Origin of the sequence: Sphingobacterium sp. Ag1, assembly GCF_000988325.1 — a bacterium.
Lineage (GTDB): Bacteria > Bacteroidota > Bacteroidia > Sphingobacteriales > Sphingobacteriaceae > Sphingobacterium.
This window is the reverse complement of sequence record NZ_LBGU01000044.1, coordinates 67,162-82,721: the sequence shown is the minus strand read 5'-3', so window position 1 is coordinate 82,721 and position 15,560 is coordinate 67,162. Positions and strand designations below refer to the sequence as shown.

General features: G+C 37.4%; 12 protein-coding genes. 5 read left to right on the top strand and 7 right to left on the bottom strand.

The window, feature by feature from the left end; genetic code table 11:
- Positions 1 to 13 precede the first annotated feature (13 nt).
- Positions 14 to 778, bottom strand: a complete 765-nt coding sequence (locus AAW12_RS21220; RefSeq protein WP_046676344.1) for a DUF72 domain-containing protein — start codon at positions 776 to 778, stop codon at positions 14 to 16.
- A 201-nt stretch (positions 779 to 979) separates the two neighbouring features.
- Here AAW12_RS21220 and AAW12_RS21215 point away from each other — a divergent pair, with 201 nt between their 5' ends.
- Entirely contained in the window at positions 980 to 2,089 is a 1,110-nt protein-coding gene (locus tag AAW12_RS21215) for a glutaminyl-peptide cyclotransferase (protein WP_046675690.1), read from the top strand.
- 64 nt (positions 2,090 to 2,153) lie between these two features.
- Here the strand turns inward: AAW12_RS21215 and AAW12_RS21210 are convergent, their stop codons facing one another.
- Both AAW12_RS21210 and AAW12_RS21205 read right to left on the bottom strand, forming a co-directional pair.
- The gene (locus AAW12_RS21210) at positions 2,154 to 3,029 is read right to left on the bottom strand and encodes a hypothetical protein (RefSeq protein WP_156167725.1); all 876 of its coding nucleotides are present in this window, start codon (positions 3,027 to 3,029) and stop codon (positions 2,154 to 2,156) included.
- A gap of 26 nt (positions 3,030 to 3,055) precedes the next feature.
- Positions 3,056 to 3,556, bottom strand: coding sequence for a hypothetical protein (locus AAW12_RS21205; protein WP_046675689.1), 501 nt, complete (start codon positions 3,554 to 3,556; stop codon positions 3,056 to 3,058).
- A 385-nt stretch (positions 3,557 to 3,941) separates the two neighbouring features.
- On the opposite strand from AAW12_RS21205, the gene AAW12_RS21200 reads away from it, so the two are divergent.
- The 3 genes from AAW12_RS21200 (at position 3,942) to AAW12_RS21195 (ending at position 5,103) form a co-directional block, all read left to right on the top strand.
- Positions 3,942 to 4,190 (top strand): hypothetical protein, encoded by a 249-nt coding sequence (locus AAW12_RS21200; protein WP_046675688.1) that lies wholly within the window; start codon positions 3,942 to 3,944, stop codon positions 4,188 to 4,190.
- 7 nt (positions 4,191 to 4,197) lie between these two features.
- Positions 4,198 to 4,428 (top strand): hypothetical protein, encoded by a 231-nt coding sequence (locus AAW12_RS26105; RefSeq protein WP_197084131.1) that lies wholly within the window; start codon positions 4,198 to 4,200, stop codon positions 4,426 to 4,428.
- A gap of 114 nt (positions 4,429 to 4,542) precedes the next feature.
- Positions 4,543 to 5,103 carry a GNAT family N-acetyltransferase gene (locus AAW12_RS21195; protein ID WP_046675687.1) on the top strand — a complete coding sequence of 187 codons (561 nt, stop codon included), beginning with the start codon at positions 4,543 to 4,545 and terminating at the stop codon, positions 5,101 to 5,103.
- Positions 5,104 to 5,190: 87 nt separating this feature from the next.
- Here the strand turns inward: AAW12_RS21195 and AAW12_RS21190 are convergent, their stop codons facing one another.
- The 3 genes from AAW12_RS21190 to AAW12_RS21180 all read right to left on the bottom strand — a co-directional run bounded on the left by AAW12_RS21190 (position 5,191) and on the right by AAW12_RS21180 (position 13,252).
- Positions 5,191 to 7,437, bottom strand: coding sequence for a GH92 family glycosyl hydrolase (locus tag AAW12_RS21190; protein ID WP_084823275.1), 2,247 nt, complete (start codon positions 7,435 to 7,437; stop codon positions 5,191 to 5,193).
- 34 nt (positions 7,438 to 7,471) lie between these two features.
- Positions 7,472 to 9,721, bottom strand: a complete 2,250-nt coding sequence (locus AAW12_RS21185; RefSeq protein ID WP_046675686.1) for a GH92 family glycosyl hydrolase — start codon at positions 9,719 to 9,721, stop codon at positions 7,472 to 7,474.
- A gap of 393 nt (positions 9,722 to 10,114) precedes the next feature.
- Positions 10,115 to 13,252, bottom strand: a complete 3,138-nt coding sequence (locus AAW12_RS21180; RefSeq protein WP_046675685.1) for a GH92 family glycosyl hydrolase — start codon at positions 13,250 to 13,252, stop codon at positions 10,115 to 10,117.
- Positions 13,253 to 14,192: 940 nt separating this feature from the next.
- Here AAW12_RS21180 and AAW12_RS21175 point away from each other — a divergent pair.
- Positions 14,193 to 14,747 (top strand): response regulator transcription factor, encoded by a 555-nt coding sequence (locus AAW12_RS21175; RefSeq protein ID WP_053003901.1) that lies wholly within the window; start codon positions 14,193 to 14,195, stop codon positions 14,745 to 14,747.
- Here the strand turns inward: AAW12_RS21175 and AAW12_RS21170 are convergent.
- Positions 14,744 to 15,454: a hypothetical protein gene (locus AAW12_RS21170; RefSeq protein ID WP_046675684.1), complete on the bottom strand. Its 711-nt coding sequence runs from the start codon at positions 15,452 to 15,454 to the stop codon at positions 14,744 to 14,746. The genes AAW12_RS21175 and AAW12_RS21170 overlap by 4 nt on opposite strands.
- Positions 15,455 to 15,560: the final 106 nt, after the last annotated feature.

Below are 15,560 nucleotides of genomic sequence, written 5' to 3'. Positions count from 1 at the left end.
AAAAAGACACTTTTTAAACCGGAAATATTTTGTTCGCTGTGATATACATGGCTAATGTATTTAGATTAGGAAGTGCCGCTCCGATGGTATTATTAAAATAAGTATAGACTTCTTTTCCCGCTGCAATCCAGTCGTTAATATAGGTGCTGTATTCCAGCAATAGGCTGTCCGAATAGCTTCCCTTATAATCGCCATTTGGGCCATGGAAGCGCATATAGATTATTTTTGTATCTGTATATTGAAGACGCATACCTTGCCTATCCTTATCATGAATAACCAAATGCATTTCATAGGATTTTAAAAGTAAAGAAGTTTCTTCCCTATACCAGGAGGAATCCCTAAATTCTACACATACTTTCCATTCATCACTTCTCTTGTCCTGAGCAATACAATCCAGCAGTTCAACAAGCATTCCAATAGAAGCAAATTTAAAAGATGGTGGTAATTGGATAAGCAAGCACCCTTTCTTTTGACCGATAGCGTCAATAACAGATAGAAATCTGGCGACATCCCGTGGATCAAACTTGAGTTCTTTTTGGTGCGTAATTCCCTTCCATAGTTTAAAAGTAAAACGAAAATCATCGGTCGTTTCTTCAGACCATCTTCTAACTGTTTCTTCTCTGGGAATTTTATAAAAAGAACTGTTTACTTCCAATGAGTTAAATAGTAAACTGTATACAGCCAATCGACTTTTATCCTGTAATTCCTCCGGATAGTAACCTTTATTCTTGTAAGGCAAAAGGATACCGCTCGTTCCGGTAAAATATGATTTTTCCATACCTTTATAACAATCGAGCAGCATGTAATGGTTCATTTTTTTCTTCCACAAACGAATTATTTTTTTGTATTGATCAGCAACTGAATTGCATATAAAAAACAATTTATCTATGTTTGAGAACCGAGGAGTACCGCAACAGCTATTTTTAAACAACTCATTTTCTAGTTTATTGTCGGATAATTAATCAAGCACACTATATCAATGCAAAAAAAATCGCACCTCATTTGTTTTATTATTGGCGCCATTTTGGGCAGTTGTACCGGAAATAAAAGCAACAATACCAATACGACTTTAAGTTCTCAGCCCGAACATGCTGATAAAAATCCAACATTTACCTTTGACAATATTAAACAGCGCTATACGCGGGGCGAGAGTCTGATTTTAAAGATGAATAGCAAAAACACATCCAAAATAGACTCTGTTATTTACGCTATAAACGAGAAAAAGATTGGCCAGGTCGTCGGAAATGAGCCTTTCAATTATTCATTAAAACAGGAGAAATTTGGCAAGCAAATTATTAAAGCTGTCGTATTTAGTGATGGAAAGCGAGAAGAAAATTCCGTCAACATCGATCTATTCGCCTCTAACCCTCCGCTTTTGCTAAGTTATAGCATTGTAAATATTTACCCACATGATGCCAAAGCTTTCACACAAGGCCTGGAGTTTTACGGTGATAATTTGATCGAAAGTACTGGGAACGGGGTTGGTCCAAGTGGAAATAAGGGTAAATCGAGTATCCGTATTGTTAATCCTAAAACGGGTCAGCCAATCAAAAAAAATGAATTGGATGATTCAATTTTTGGCGAAGGTGCTACCGTCCTAAATGGAAAATTATATCAATTAACCTATAAAAACAATCTAGCCTACCTCTACGATATAAACAGTCTTTCTGTTATTAAGACACTTCCTTACTTTCAGCCAATGGAAGGTTGGGGCTTAACTTCTGACGGTAAAAACTTATTCATGTCCAATGGTTCTGATTATATCTATACACTTCATCCAAATGATTTCTCAAAAGTGGATTATATCCGTGCTGCAACGAATACGGCCATGGTGGATCAAATCAATGAAATGGAATGGGTAAAAGGGAAAATCTATGCAAATTTCTTTATGGAGGATGTCATTGGACGAATAGACCCTAAAACAGGTACAGTGGAGGCTTTAGTCGATCTATCCAAATTACGTGAGCATGTAACACAGCATGTGGATTTAGATGTACTAAATGGTATCGCTTACAATAAAAGATCAAACACCTTCTTTGTTACCGGTAAAAACTGGGATAAAATGTTCGAGATAAAGCTAACAGAATAGCTTTATCTCCATCAAAAAAAACAACATACTGTTCCGAAAGAACCAAATCGCACTATTTTTAACTTTATGGTAATTCTTTCATTTTGTTAAAGCCCTCGGTTACCATCGGTATAATTTGTGGTGCAAATAACTGTGGTATAATCGTCCTTGTTCCCGTACCCTTATTGGCAATCCATTGCGCATATTTATTTGCTAAAAATTCCAATCGCTGTGCTGAAGATAATCCCGGTAAGGTATAATAGATACTTTTTTCGCCTTCTTTACCTTCCATCTGCACATACCGCCCTTTAGTTACTTTCAGGTGACTGCGGTGTTCAAAATCACGTAGGAAAAGCTCATCCTTGTCTGCATTATCCCATTTCGGGTCACGCGGACAACAAACCGATCCGTAACTGTCTCTTCGATAAATTGTAAGCATGCCTTTGGGTGAAGTTGGTTTAACAAAATCTAATCTAGGGTTATCAAGACCAGAAAGCCGGAGACTGTCGACTTTAACCATACCATCCTCTCTTTTTATGGAATAATAAAAATTGGTTGTCGCAGGTTCGATACACATCCCATTTTTCGAAGCTTCTTCGGCGACTTCACTATAAAACTTCCAATCGGGAACAATCAGTACAAAATGTTGAAGATCGGGATAGAATTCATTGGATTTTTTTAGTAATTCCACTGGAATTTTAGTACTCAAAAAGAAAACGTAAGTGGAATCTGGAACGATCTGCAAAGGAAGATCTACTAAATAATTGCCATCTTTCTGCGTTACAAAATCATTGTCGATCATTACAACCCGACCATAGTATTCGCGATACCAATCTGGCTTCGCTGTATCAGCTAATGAATACGGAGGTATTGACTGACGCGCAGCTATTTTGCTCTTACAGGACAATGCCATCATAGGTAAAATGATAAGCAAATACCACATATTTTTTCGTATTAACATCGTTATAAAATTAAAATATATTTCAACTACTTTCCTATTTCACTATCTACTTTTATTCCAGCTTGATTCATGAAGGCTATTTGATGTCCTAAACACGACTCAGCTAAGGCTGCAATTTTCTCCTTTTCATCAGTAATCTCCCGCATCAGACTTTTCCGGGCTCCCTTTTTCTGTTCATTAATATATTTAATTAATAAAACACCATATCCATCAACGATCTCTGTCATATAATCAACTGTAGCGATGTGGAAACTTTCAGCAGTTTTACTGTGTTTCAATTGAGAGGCCTCGCATTTTAGTCCTTTGATGTAACTACTCAAACCACGTGCCTCATTCAATTTCATGTGATATGAATAATCTGATTGATCGACATCATATTCCCCTTCCAGCAATTTCCCATAGCTCTCATCTAATTTTTCCCGACAACTATGAAAGAGCTTAGCCATTTTCTCGTTGTACCCCAATTCCAAATTACCCCTACAGGAACACATGGTAAATAGCATAAAGATTAAAGCTAGCATTCTCATTTCTTATTTTTTTTACAAATAACAGCTTTTTAAATCAGTGTATCCGTCTCGTTTAATATTCGTGGTTGTTGTTTTAAGATTCGTTATTTTCTGTACAACCTGATCGCTAAAAAGCAATACGCTTATCCTTACTTTGCACAAACTATTTATTTCTCTGAAAGATGAAAAAGCTATTCTTTTAAAAAGGAGTCTACAAAAATCATCTTATGCTGTAATATTTAAGAAAAAAGCACCGTGAAGCCTATTATTTTTATCATTTAATCAATCTTTATTAACAAAAAACAATAAAAACGCTATATTTAACAAGATTTACACATCATTTAAGTCAAAATTCTTTGTTTCTTAAAAAGAATTGCGGAACTTAGAGACTATAAACCACCGAAATATGAATAACAGACCTTTAAACGGAATGACTGACGAAGAGCTTCAAACCAACAAAAAAAATGCGCTGGTAATTACATGGATGCTCACCACCATGCTCTTTATCCTATTAGGCATGGGGATATATACGTCAATTAACAAAGGATTCAGCGCACTAATGGCGATTCCCTTCGCCTTATCTCCTATTGTTATTCTCAATTTTAAAAGAATAAAAGAAATCAATGAAGAACTCAAAATAAGAGGAGCTCAATAAACCCATCATGAAACACCTCGCATTATTCATATTCTTTCTTTTCATCTCGGATATTGTATTTGGCCAAGAGATAAGTAAATCAACGACACAGACGATCACCCAATCGGGTATTGGGCTCGGTTCTGTCATTGCCGTTGTCACCTCATGGGATCGCAATAAATCCATACTATGGGCTTTAATTCATGGGATACTCGGTTGGTTATACGTCATCTATTATGCATTCACCCGCAACGAGTAACGATTCTTAACTATAATTCTCACCAGAAGAGCCAAGCCGATCATTAGCAGAATGTCTTTTCTTACATAACATAGCGATCAATTCCTTTTCTATATCTCATCCGCAATCAAACACATGAGTTCCTCACCTATTTCCAATACAGATTTTGTCGTTGAAGAAGTCAACGAATCTAGCATTGCCTTACTTGCTGAACTAGTAGACCTGACTTTTAATATTGTCCAAGGAGGTGCCTCTGTAGGCTTTATGGAAGATCTAACAGTTGAGCAGGCAAAAAGATTTTGGACTGAAGTACTGAACAAGGTCAAGCAGCAAAAAACAATATTGATTATTGCAAGAGATGCTTTTACGCATCGAATCGCTGGAACTGTTCAACTGCAAATCGACCTCCCCTCAAATCAAATACATCGTGCAGATGTCGCCAAAATGTTAGTCCATACTGATTTTCGAAGAATGGGCATTGCACAAAATTTACTTCAACACATTGAAAACATAGCCATTGATCTAAATAAAACACTATTGGTACTAGATACTGTAACCGATAGCCCGGCTTATATTATGTATCAAAAATGTGGCTGGACAAAAGTCGGCGATATCCCAAATTATGCGCTCTTCCCGAATGGAACATTGTGTAGCACGACATACTTCTACAAAAACTTGATTCTGCCAACAAAATAAAAGCCCCCAAATCGATTAATATTCATTTGGAGGCTTCTCTTAATTATTTGGGAGCTTCACATTTGAATCTCCATATACTTATAGATCCTATTTATTTTTGTACCATATCGGTCCCGGTTTTTCGCCCATTTCTAACACCAATGTCGCTCCGGACATAATTTGTTCGTGTGTGATATAACTTGTTTCAAGAGGCTTACCATCAATCGTAATGGCTTGGATATAAATATTGGCTTTACTGACATGGTTAGCTTTCACGGTAAATTTCTTTCCATTGGACAACTTCAATTCAGCTTTTTCAAATAAAGGTGTACCGATTTCGTATTTTCCACTTATGGGATCTACAGGATAAAATCCCAATGAGCTGAATACATACCAAGCCGACATCTGTCCGCAGTCATCATTTCCACTTAATCCCGAAGGTGTATTCAAGTAAAGTTTGTTCATTACCTCGGCTGCATATTGCTGCGTTTTCCAAGGTTGTCCAACCGCATTAAACAAATAGAGTGCATGATGGCTCGGCTCGTTACCATGTGCATACTGCCCAATCATTCCTGTACTAAAAATTGGCAGCTTGCTGGTGTCGGAAGGATGAAATGTAAACATGCTATCTAGCTTCTGTCCGAAGCGCTCTTGCCCACCAACAAGTTTAATCAATCCAGGGATATCATGTTGTACAGACCAAAAATATTGCCATGCATTACTTTCACAGATATGTGCACTATATTCCTCCGCATCAAACGGGGTAATAAATTTACCATGGCTATCGCGAGGTTGCATAAATGAAGTAGCCGGATTATACACATTTTTATAATTTTGAGCTCTCGCAAAAAACGCTCCTGCAATATCTTTCCTTCCCATCTTATCGGCCATCATTGCGATACAATGATCGTCATAGGCATATTCAAGTGTTCGTGATAAGGACCAGTTTTCGGCATTGTATTCATCTTTGACATCATAGGGCACATAGCCCAATTTTTTATAAAGACCTATACCCCGGTAATTATCAATATTAGCTGTGGCAACACAGGCTTCTAACGCTTTTGATGCATCAAAATCACCGATTCCTTTTAAATAGGCATCTACAATGACGGGAATGGCATGATTGCCAATCATCATATCCGTTTCACTCCCATAGATATTCCATACCGGTAATCGGCCATGCTGTTCATAAAAGGCAATGAATGACTTAATCATATCATTTACTCGACTAGGGTCTATATAGGTAAATAATGGATGCGAAGCCCTATAGGTATCCCAAAGTGAGAACGTACTATAATTGGTCCAACCTTCGGCCTGATGCACCTTCCTGTCAGCCCCCATATAAGCACCATCAACATCACTGAAAATTGTCGGTGCCAGCATCGAATGATATAGTGCTGTATAGAACTTAACTTCCTCCTCTTTGTCTTTGGTTTCGATAGCTATCCTTCCCAGTTCATGATTCCAATTGTGCTCTGCCTCCTTCAAATAATAATCAAAGTCATCTTTTGGAGCCTCTGCTTTTAAGTTCTTGGAAGCGCCTTCCATACTCACACCCGAAAGGGCCGTACTTAAAGTCAATTGTTCGCCAGCTGCTGTCTTGAAATCAAAACGTGCTTTAAATGCTGTACCGATTCGTTTTGCATTCTTCGCCGTTGTATCTGCGCTGGATAAAATTGCTGAACTATCAATATGAACAGCTGTAAAAGGCTTGGAAAACCGAGTTTCAAAATAAACGCGTTGGCCTCTTGCCCAGCCCTCCGAAAAACGATAACCACGGATAGTGACAGAATCAACCACTTCGATGTATGAATCTGTTGTAGCATCCCAATTCATTGCTTTCTTTAAGTCTAAAAATACTGCAGACTCGGCTTTTGGAAACGTATAGCGTTGAATACCGCAGCGTGCCGTCGCTGTCAGCTCCACATTTATATCGTAATCAGCAAGTTTTACCTGATAGTATCCGGCGTGAGCCTTTTCGTCTTTATGCGAAAATTTGGAATGTATACCTAAGGGAGCCGGGGCTTCATGATAAGGTAAGGTAACCGGCATAAAAGATATGTCGTACAAGTCGCCGGCCCCCGTTCCACTTAAATGTGTATGGCTAAAGCCAGAAATCGTACTGTCAGGATAAAAGTATCCGGAAATACGGTCCCAGCCTGGTAGTCCATTATCTGGACTGAGCTGTACCATTCCAAAAGGCGACTGTGCTCCCGGATATGTATTGCCCGTAAAATCCGTTCCGATAAAAGGATTTACATATCCTACATAAGAAGTCTCATCGGAGTTTTTTAGCGAAGCGCAACCAATTAAGGACAAAAGGCCTGCACAGACCGCATAATTAATATATTTCATCGTGTAGATCAGTTTTTCAATTTAGTTTGCCTAATTATCTATTTCCAGTTACGATTAGGATATCCTTGCTATTGACCAAAGTCTGATGGTTGATTTTAAATCCATTGAATGGTTTTCCATCGATAACGATCTTTTTGATATAATCACCGACACCCGCTTTTTGACGCCTTATCGTCACTTTGTCTCCGTTTGGATAATATTTCTTATCGAGTTGGATGGTCACTTTGTCGAATACAGGTGTCACAATAGTATAATCTGGTCTACCTGGACAAAAAGGATAGATTCCAATCATGTTCATTAAAGCCCATGTGGACATTGTACCTGTATCATCATTTCCTGGTATACCTCCGGGACTATTGGTAAAATGCTTTTCTAAAATTTCTTTGACTAGCTTTTGGGTACGCCATTCTTCTCCTTTTATTTCAGAAAACACATGTGGATACAGCATATCTGGTTCGTTGGTAACATCAAAATACCCTTTATCAAAAGTTGCCTGTAGTCTATCTACAAATTTTTGCTTTCCGCCCGACAATTTCACCAAACCGGGGATATCAAATGGTATGGCAAAACTGTAGTTCCAAGCATTACCTTCATGGAAACCATGGTTGGGTTCAAAATTGGCGCCCATCAATGGGTTAAATGGGCTTAAAAACTTGCCGTTAGGAAGGATGGGCCTGAAGGTCCCGTACTCCGAAGAATAATAGTGTTTATATCCCTGCGCTCGCTTAGCAAAAAGCTGAGCATCTTTAGTTTTCCCCAATGAAGCGGCCAGTTGGGCGAGGTTCCAATCGGCAACATAATATTCAATGGCATGAGATACCGAATTATCAAATGAATCGCGCAGTGGAACATACCCATACTTCACATAGTCCGCATTGTCTGGTCTAATTTTATTTGTCGAATCCGTAGTCGTAGCCGATTTCAGAAAAGCTTTGTAAGCTGTATTAACGTCAAAATCTCGAATACCTTTCATCCATGCGTCAACAATCACAGGTACCGCGGGATCACCATCCATGGTATAACTTTCTCGGCTATACAACTCCCATTTAGGCATCCAGCCGTTTTCCTTATACATATCGATCATGGAACGTATCATCCCCACCTGTTTATCTGGATAAACCAAGGACATCAATGGCTGAACATTTCGGTACGTATCCCATAGCGAAAACACGGTGTAACGATTGTGATCTCCAACGAGCGTCTTCCGGGTTTCCATTGCCGGATACTCTCCGTTTACATCCTGCAAGATATTTGGATGAATCATAGCATGATATAATGCCGTATAGAACACCGTTTTTTGATCCGCCGTCCCACCTTCGACCTGTATTTTTGACAATGCATTATTCCAACGTGAGGCAGCCTGATTTTGCGTTTTTTCAAAGTTAAAGCCCTCTTGCTCAGCATCTAGATTCTTACGCGCATTTTCAACACTCACAAATGATACGGCAAGCTGTACTTCTAAGCTTTCATTTTCTTTGACATCAAAACTAAAAAAGGCACCAAGATCATCGCCTGAAAGCTGATCGGTATAGTCCGTAAAAATTTTATATTTTCCGGCGTCTTTATTCCAATCGTTTTCCCATTTTTCTCCGGCACGCTGGAATTTCCAATATCCTCTTTTTGACGGTTTTTTATTGACACGCATAACAAAGAAGATTGGATAAACAGCCTGATTGTTCGTGTAACAGAAAGAGCCCAGCAACTTAGATCCCTCAATTTCAGTATCACTTACATAACGAACTGTTGCGCCAGTTTCATTTGTTAAACCTTCGCCCAAATTAAGCAGGATATTTGCCTGTCCTTTTGGAAAAGTAAATTTCGACACACCTACACGGGTTGTCGCTGAGACTTCTGTCTTGATACCGTATTTCTTTAATATATTGCTATAATATCCCGGATGGGCAACCTCTTGTGTATAGGTACTCCCATATTGATGATAATCAACCTCCAATTTCCCCGAAGTTGGCATCAACAACAGACTTCCCATATCTGGACATCCTACCCCACTTAAATTAACATGAGAAAAACCTGTAAAATAACTATTGCTATGTTCATAGGGAGTAGACCACCATCTTGCATCCTTATCAAATGCATTAAGTGATGATCCCATTACATTAAAAGGAGAAACATTCATCAAGCCGTTGGGAACCTGGGCACCCGGATTAGTTGTTCCATAATTGCTGGTACCGATAAACGGGTTGACATAATCTGTAGGAAGCTTTTGGGCAGAAACGTTCTCCCAAAGAAATAATCCTAAAAGTAAAAAACGAGTAAATTTGATCATATAATCTTGATAGACGACATTGTTAATTGCTTTGATTCAAGCAAACACCATAGGCCGCGCATTTTAGCGTGTACCTACAATACTACAGATAATCGTAAAGATTTACAAATCTTACAAGTCGTTATATCGATGATTTTACGTTTGTTAATAGGATTTAGCAAAACTATACATGTTAAGCAACCGAATTTATGATGACCAATAATAACAAAAGCCTGAAGTGGGGAACTTCAGGCTTTTACTAACTAACCAATTATTAACCTAAATTATGAAACTACACCTATAACGTCATCATAAACAAGTTTCTTATATCAGTCCTAATTGTTTAACCAAATTTTAACAAATCATTGTTATAGTTCAACACAGTCTATTGTGATCTAGCAGTAAATATATTTTTTATTGATACAGTCCCCATTGCTTATTCGGGGTAGCGCCCATTTCTAAAACAAGCTCACCTCCTTTCAGAAGTTCCGAAGCATCAAAATAAAAGGTATTGAGCGGTTTTCCATTTAATGTTGCGCGTTGCACATACATATTTTTCTTATTTGCATTTTTCGCTTTGATAATAAATTGTTCACCTCTTCCATATTTACCATCCAATCTAATCTTAACTTCCTCAAAGAGTGGGCTTCCTATTTCATAAATTGGCTTGACCCTTGTTCCACCATCTATTTGAAATAAACCAATAGCATTCATGATATACCAAGCACTCATTTGCCCCTGGTCTTCATCGCCGAGATAAGCATTCGAAACCCCTTGGCCATAATAACGCTCACCTATGGAGCGGCTCCATTTTTGTGTCAACCAGGGCTTATTCAACCAATTAAAAATATAGGCAAAATGCATTGATTGCTGATTTCCCTGAACAACAGGATAATCCCAATATTGATCATTAGGACCATTGTAGCGCCATTTTTCACTTTCTGGAAATCCCCATTCCAATCGTTTTAAGAACACATCCTGTCCGATCATTTTTGCTAGCCCAGGAATATCCTGTGGCACAAAAAAGGTCAATTGCCATGCATTTCCTTCTACATAATGATGGTTAGCTCCCGATTTAAAAGGATCAAAATCTTTGTACCATTCACCTTTGGCATCTTTCATTCTTGCATATCCACTATTGACATCTATCGCATTCTTCCACCAGGTTCCCCGATCATTGAAATAATTATACTCTTTCTCCTTTCCTAACGATTTCGCAAACTGCCCAACTGTCCAATCGTCAAAACTATATTCCATTGAATTAGAAAACCGGCCCAAATCATAAGGAACGTACTTATATTTTAAATAGACATCCAAATCCCTATTACCGGCAAAACCACCTTCAAATTTCAATGGACTTGTTGTCTGCATCTTTTTAACAGCTTCAAATGCCTTTTCAGTATCATAGTCTCTAATCCCCATCTGATATGCTCCAACAATTAACGGTATTTCATGTTCTGCAACCATGACGGGAATATACTCCATCCCAGCCGGCCCTTTCGCAAGCCAGCCATTTGCGTCATACATCGCAAGTTGCGATCTAACCCATTTATTGGACCATTCCGGTGTCACCAGATTCCAAAATTGATTTAAATTCCAAAAGGTATTCCAGAAAGCATCACAGCCTAAAGCGATATCTCCTTTATGGGCTAAAGTCCGTATCACTTCATCCGAAGACCTCCATTGACCATTTACATCACTAAATGTATTTCGGCTTGCCAAAGTGCGATACATATTGGAGTAGAATTTCTCTTTTTCAAAATAGTCTGAAGACTTTATCTCCAATCTACTTAAAAGTTCATCCCAAACTTTATGTTGATTTTCCACGACCCGATCAATGGACCATCCGAATGGCTCCGTCAGTTCCGTTTTTAAATTCTCCTCTGCATTGGCTAAGCTCACATAAGAAATCCCTGTGCGCAGTTGTACAGCCTTATCTTTGTGCACATCAAATTCCACGTACATTCCCGCAAATTGAGCGCTATCGGCAACCAAATCAGCCCGTTCAGTCAACCGATCATTATGCCATGTGCCGTAGTTTATGATAGGTTTGTCAAACTCCATAACAAAGTATACGACATAATCCTGTTTTGCATCCGTGGACCAAACGTTTTCAGATAATTGATTACTATATCCTACGACCTTATAGTCAGAAACCTTTTTTAGCGAGAAGTCTTTAATTTTATAATCATATTCTCCGTTAACCTTAAGATCAATCATAATACGTCCTGTGTCCGACTTATGGTAGGTATATTGTTGAAAACTGGAACGTGTACCAGCCGTCAATTTCACATCGATATCGTGATCAAGCAGATGAACAGCATAATATCCCAATGGTGCCTTTTCACTGGTTTTATCTATCGCTGATCGATATCCCGTGTTTGTGCTGTACTGATCGCCGACCTTGGTTTTCAACGGGCCTGCTGTCGGAAATGTTCCCAATCCAGCCATTGTCCATTCATGGATATGGCTGAAAGTACCAATAGACTCGACAGAAGGTTCATAACCTGCCTGCCACCCAATATTTTGGTTATCTGGACTTATCTTTACCATGCCAAAAGGCATCCATGGTCCTGGGGCTATCATCCATCTGGAATGTGCTGCGCCCATCATCGTGTTCACATAATCGGAAACTCCGCCTCGCTTTTTTGGGGAGCGCTTGATCGTTGATGACTGTATTAATTGCCCATTACTATAAATTTCATACTTACTCCATACGTCCTTAGTGACATAAGGCATTGGTATTTCAAGTTTAGCGGCACCTTTTTCAAGTGTTTTCTCATAAATTTTCTTTCCATCTAAGACTACTTTCAACTGCTCATTATCGTTCAATTTCAAGAGATCAACCAGCATATTTTGGACGGGTTTTCCTCCGTTTAGGATCTCAAAATCAGCTTGCTGTACATTTCTAACAATTACAGAACGATCGGTTACTAACTTTATATCTGGTGGTCCAAGCAATTTGAAGGAATCAAATTCAACCCAACCTCCCTTTATGACAGTCATGGTAATCTGATTTCCTCCCTTTCTAATGAGATCTGCTGTTAAAGGAATGCTTATTGTAGAATTCCCAGACTTTGAGGCATTACCAATGGGTTCTCCCGCTCCTATTCCCGCTTTTACATCAAAATTATAGGGCTTACCATTAATAGAGATTTGTAACGTAGCGCTATTTTTAGGGTCACTATTTGCTAACTTGACCTGGAGTGTGCACTGATCATTTTTTACGCTATCGTTTAACACATAGTATAAATTCAAAAAATGTGTTCTCAGCCCAGAGGTTCCTCCAGTTCCCCCCCATTCATTGGCCGGACCGGGCAATACATAGGGTAAATCTCTTTTTAAAGATGATTGACCGATGATAAACGCATTGTCTTCATAACCAAAATCATGTTCCAAGAATTTCTTATACCCATTCGGTGACAAGGCAAATTCGCTGCTTGAACCGTCTGAATTCCCCAGTTGCCAAATTGTGTACTCCTGAGCAATAACAGACTGAGCACACATGAACAACAGCCCGGTGGCAAAAGAAAGTGAGAAACGTAGTTTCATAAGTATCAGATTTTATAATTTTTTTGCATTAGTTGCTTTCCCAATAAACTGCACGAAACAATTCACAAAACACATTACATTGTATATACATTTAAAATCTACAAAAGCGTTTAAAAGCAAAACTTTAAATACAATATTACTACAAAAAAAACAAATAACAAATGAATAACAGCAAAATGTATATACATACAAAAAGAAAGAACCTAACTAAATTTAGTTGAGATAATCATAGAGACATGATAGATTTCAGTTCATGGACGATAAAGTCAGCCCATATTCTACAAAAGAAAAAAACAATAGAGTTAAGGTAATAACATTTTAACGAAGAGGGTTACAGAAAATTAGCAGAAATTGTTATTATATTTGCGCCAAACATTGTCAAATATCTTAATTATATAAAAATTATTATTGGGAAATTGATTGTAATGAATTATATTTATATAATTTAATTGCTATATCGAGCAAAGATAAGTAGTAAAACTATTAAATTTATAATATCAGAAATTTTCTACACATTTGTGTAGAAATTTATGACACTACAAAATAAGGCAAAAGGTGCTAAAATTTAAAGGTTATTTTAAGCTGTCAGAGAAACTAAAGTTCTAAAAGATGCCATTAGGAGTATTTTATATATTTAATTTGGGTTGATACAATATTTTGCCTTACAAATTAGCATGAAAGTTATCCTAATTATATTGAGATACGAGGTAAATCCTATTTGTAATTTACATTATGAAAGTTGAAATTGAAGATTTTTTTAAGCCGGTACATGTTAAAGATAATTTTACAAAGGATGATTATGAGATTGTAGACGCCTACATTAATTTCGCTAAATCGTTAAGTAAATTAACTTATCAAAGTATCTATTTAATTGATTATTCGAAAAAGAGCTTTTTATTCGTATCTGATAATCCCATATTTTTATGTGGAAATTCGCCTCTTGAAGTTCAAAAAAAAAGGATATCAACATTACTTCGACAATGTACCTGAAGGAGATTTGCATCTGTTAAAGAAGATAAACGATGTCGGATTCGAATTTTTTGAAAATCTCACACATGAAGACAAATTAACACATTCAATATCTTATGATTTTCATTTGAAGCAATCAAATGGGAAACCACTTCTGATAAATCATAAACTGAAGCCTATTCTCTTGGACAAGTCTTCAAACCCTTGGATAGCATTATGTGTAGTTTCTATTTCTTCACATGCCAATGCAGGGAATATTAAATTTAAATCTGACGATGCCGGGAAGCAATTCGAGTATGACTTAGCGACTGATCTTTGGGTAGAGTCCCCACATGTCAAATTAAAACCACGCGAGAAAGATATCTTGCTTTTTTCTGCCCAGGGATTCACAATGGAACAAATTGCTGATAAATTATACGTTTCAATTGACACGATTAAGTTTCACAAAAAGCAAATATTCTCGAAACTAAAAGTCAAGAGTATTACTGAAGCCACCGCACTTGCCATTGAACTGTCTTTATTCTAATTAGATAGCATATTTTCGCTACCATTATTATTCTGAAAGCCCATATCTTTTGCCTTGAGTGTGAAGCTGTCCGAATCGCTACTATTGGCTAAACAATATTGTGCAATCGTATTTTTTTGGATGAAAAAATCAAGCCATTCGGTTTTAATATATATAGGCAAGGTTTCAGAATACAAATAGATAATTGGACTTCCAAGCTCATATGAAGGTATCCCAAGTTTAAGCAAGGTATTGACCAGTTTTTTATCACATTCGGCAATAATTAAACCCTTGTCAAGAAAATAGGGTGGAAAGAATGCGTCAAATAACATTTTTTTCAATATACTGATCCGTTTCTCCTCAATCCTTTTCGAAATAATAAACCGGCCTATATGCCAATAGTGATTTACGTTTTGCGACAAAAGCTCTTCTTTCGTTACTGAAAACAATTTTTGAATAGGTAATACCGTTTCCCGATCCCAATAGGTAATACGTATTGATGCATGGATATTATGCATTTCTCGATCACGTAATACATAATAAATTGACGTGTCAAAAAAACTTAGGTCTTCGCCTAATAAATTTTTATAATGATAAGTATATTCCTCATTAAGGGAATCATCTAAATTATAATAATCAGCTGTAGTCCTTAAATAAAAGTGGATAAGCTCAAAAAGCTCGTCCTTTTTAAGTTTAGTGAAATAATAATTATCAGATGCCCAATTCATGTAGATGTATTCAAGAGCAATAAAAGTAAGGACTTTCCCTTTAAATTCTCGCAGCTATAGGATTACTACACAAAAGTGTAATAAAATATTACTTTTTTTACGTTAT

Bases quoted from the DNA above. Each gene is read 5' to 3' on its own strand.
- AAW12_RS21220 (WP_046676344.1), bottom strand. From the start codon at position 778: ATGGAAAAATCATATTTTACCGGAACGAGCGGTATCCTTTTGCCTTAC.
- AAW12_RS21215 (WP_046675690.1), top strand. From the start codon at position 980: ATGCAAAAAAAATCGCACCTCATTTGTTTTATTATTGGCGCCATTTTG.
- AAW12_RS21210 (WP_156167725.1), bottom strand. From the start codon at position 3,029: ATGTTAATACGAAAAAATATGTGGTATTTGCTTATCATTTTACCTATG.
- AAW12_RS21205 (WP_046675689.1), bottom strand. From the start codon at position 3,556: ATGAGAATGCTAGCTTTAATCTTTATGCTATTTACCATGTGTTCCTGT.
- AAW12_RS21200 (WP_046675688.1), top strand. From the start codon at position 3,942: ATGAATAACAGACCTTTAAACGGAATGACTGACGAAGAGCTTCAAACC.
- AAW12_RS26105 (WP_197084131.1), top strand. From the start codon at position 4,198: ATGAAACACCTCGCATTATTCATATTCTTTCTTTTCATCTCGGATATT.
- AAW12_RS21195 (WP_046675687.1), top strand. From the start codon at position 4,543: ATGAGTTCCTCACCTATTTCCAATACAGATTTTGTCGTTGAAGAAGTC.
- AAW12_RS21190 (WP_084823275.1), bottom strand. From the start codon at position 7,437: ATGAAATATATTAATTATGCGGTCTGTGCAGGCCTTTTGTCCTTAATT.
- AAW12_RS21185 (WP_046675686.1), bottom strand. From the start codon at position 9,721: ATGATCAAATTTACTCGTTTTTTACTTTTAGGATTATTTCTTTGGGAG.
- AAW12_RS21180 (WP_046675685.1), bottom strand. From the start codon at position 13,252: ATGAAACTACGTTTCTCACTTTCTTTTGCCACCGGGCTGTTGTTCATG.
- AAW12_RS21170 (WP_046675684.1), bottom strand. From the start codon at position 15,454: ATGAATTGGGCATCTGATAATTATTATTTCACTAAACTTAAAAAGGAC.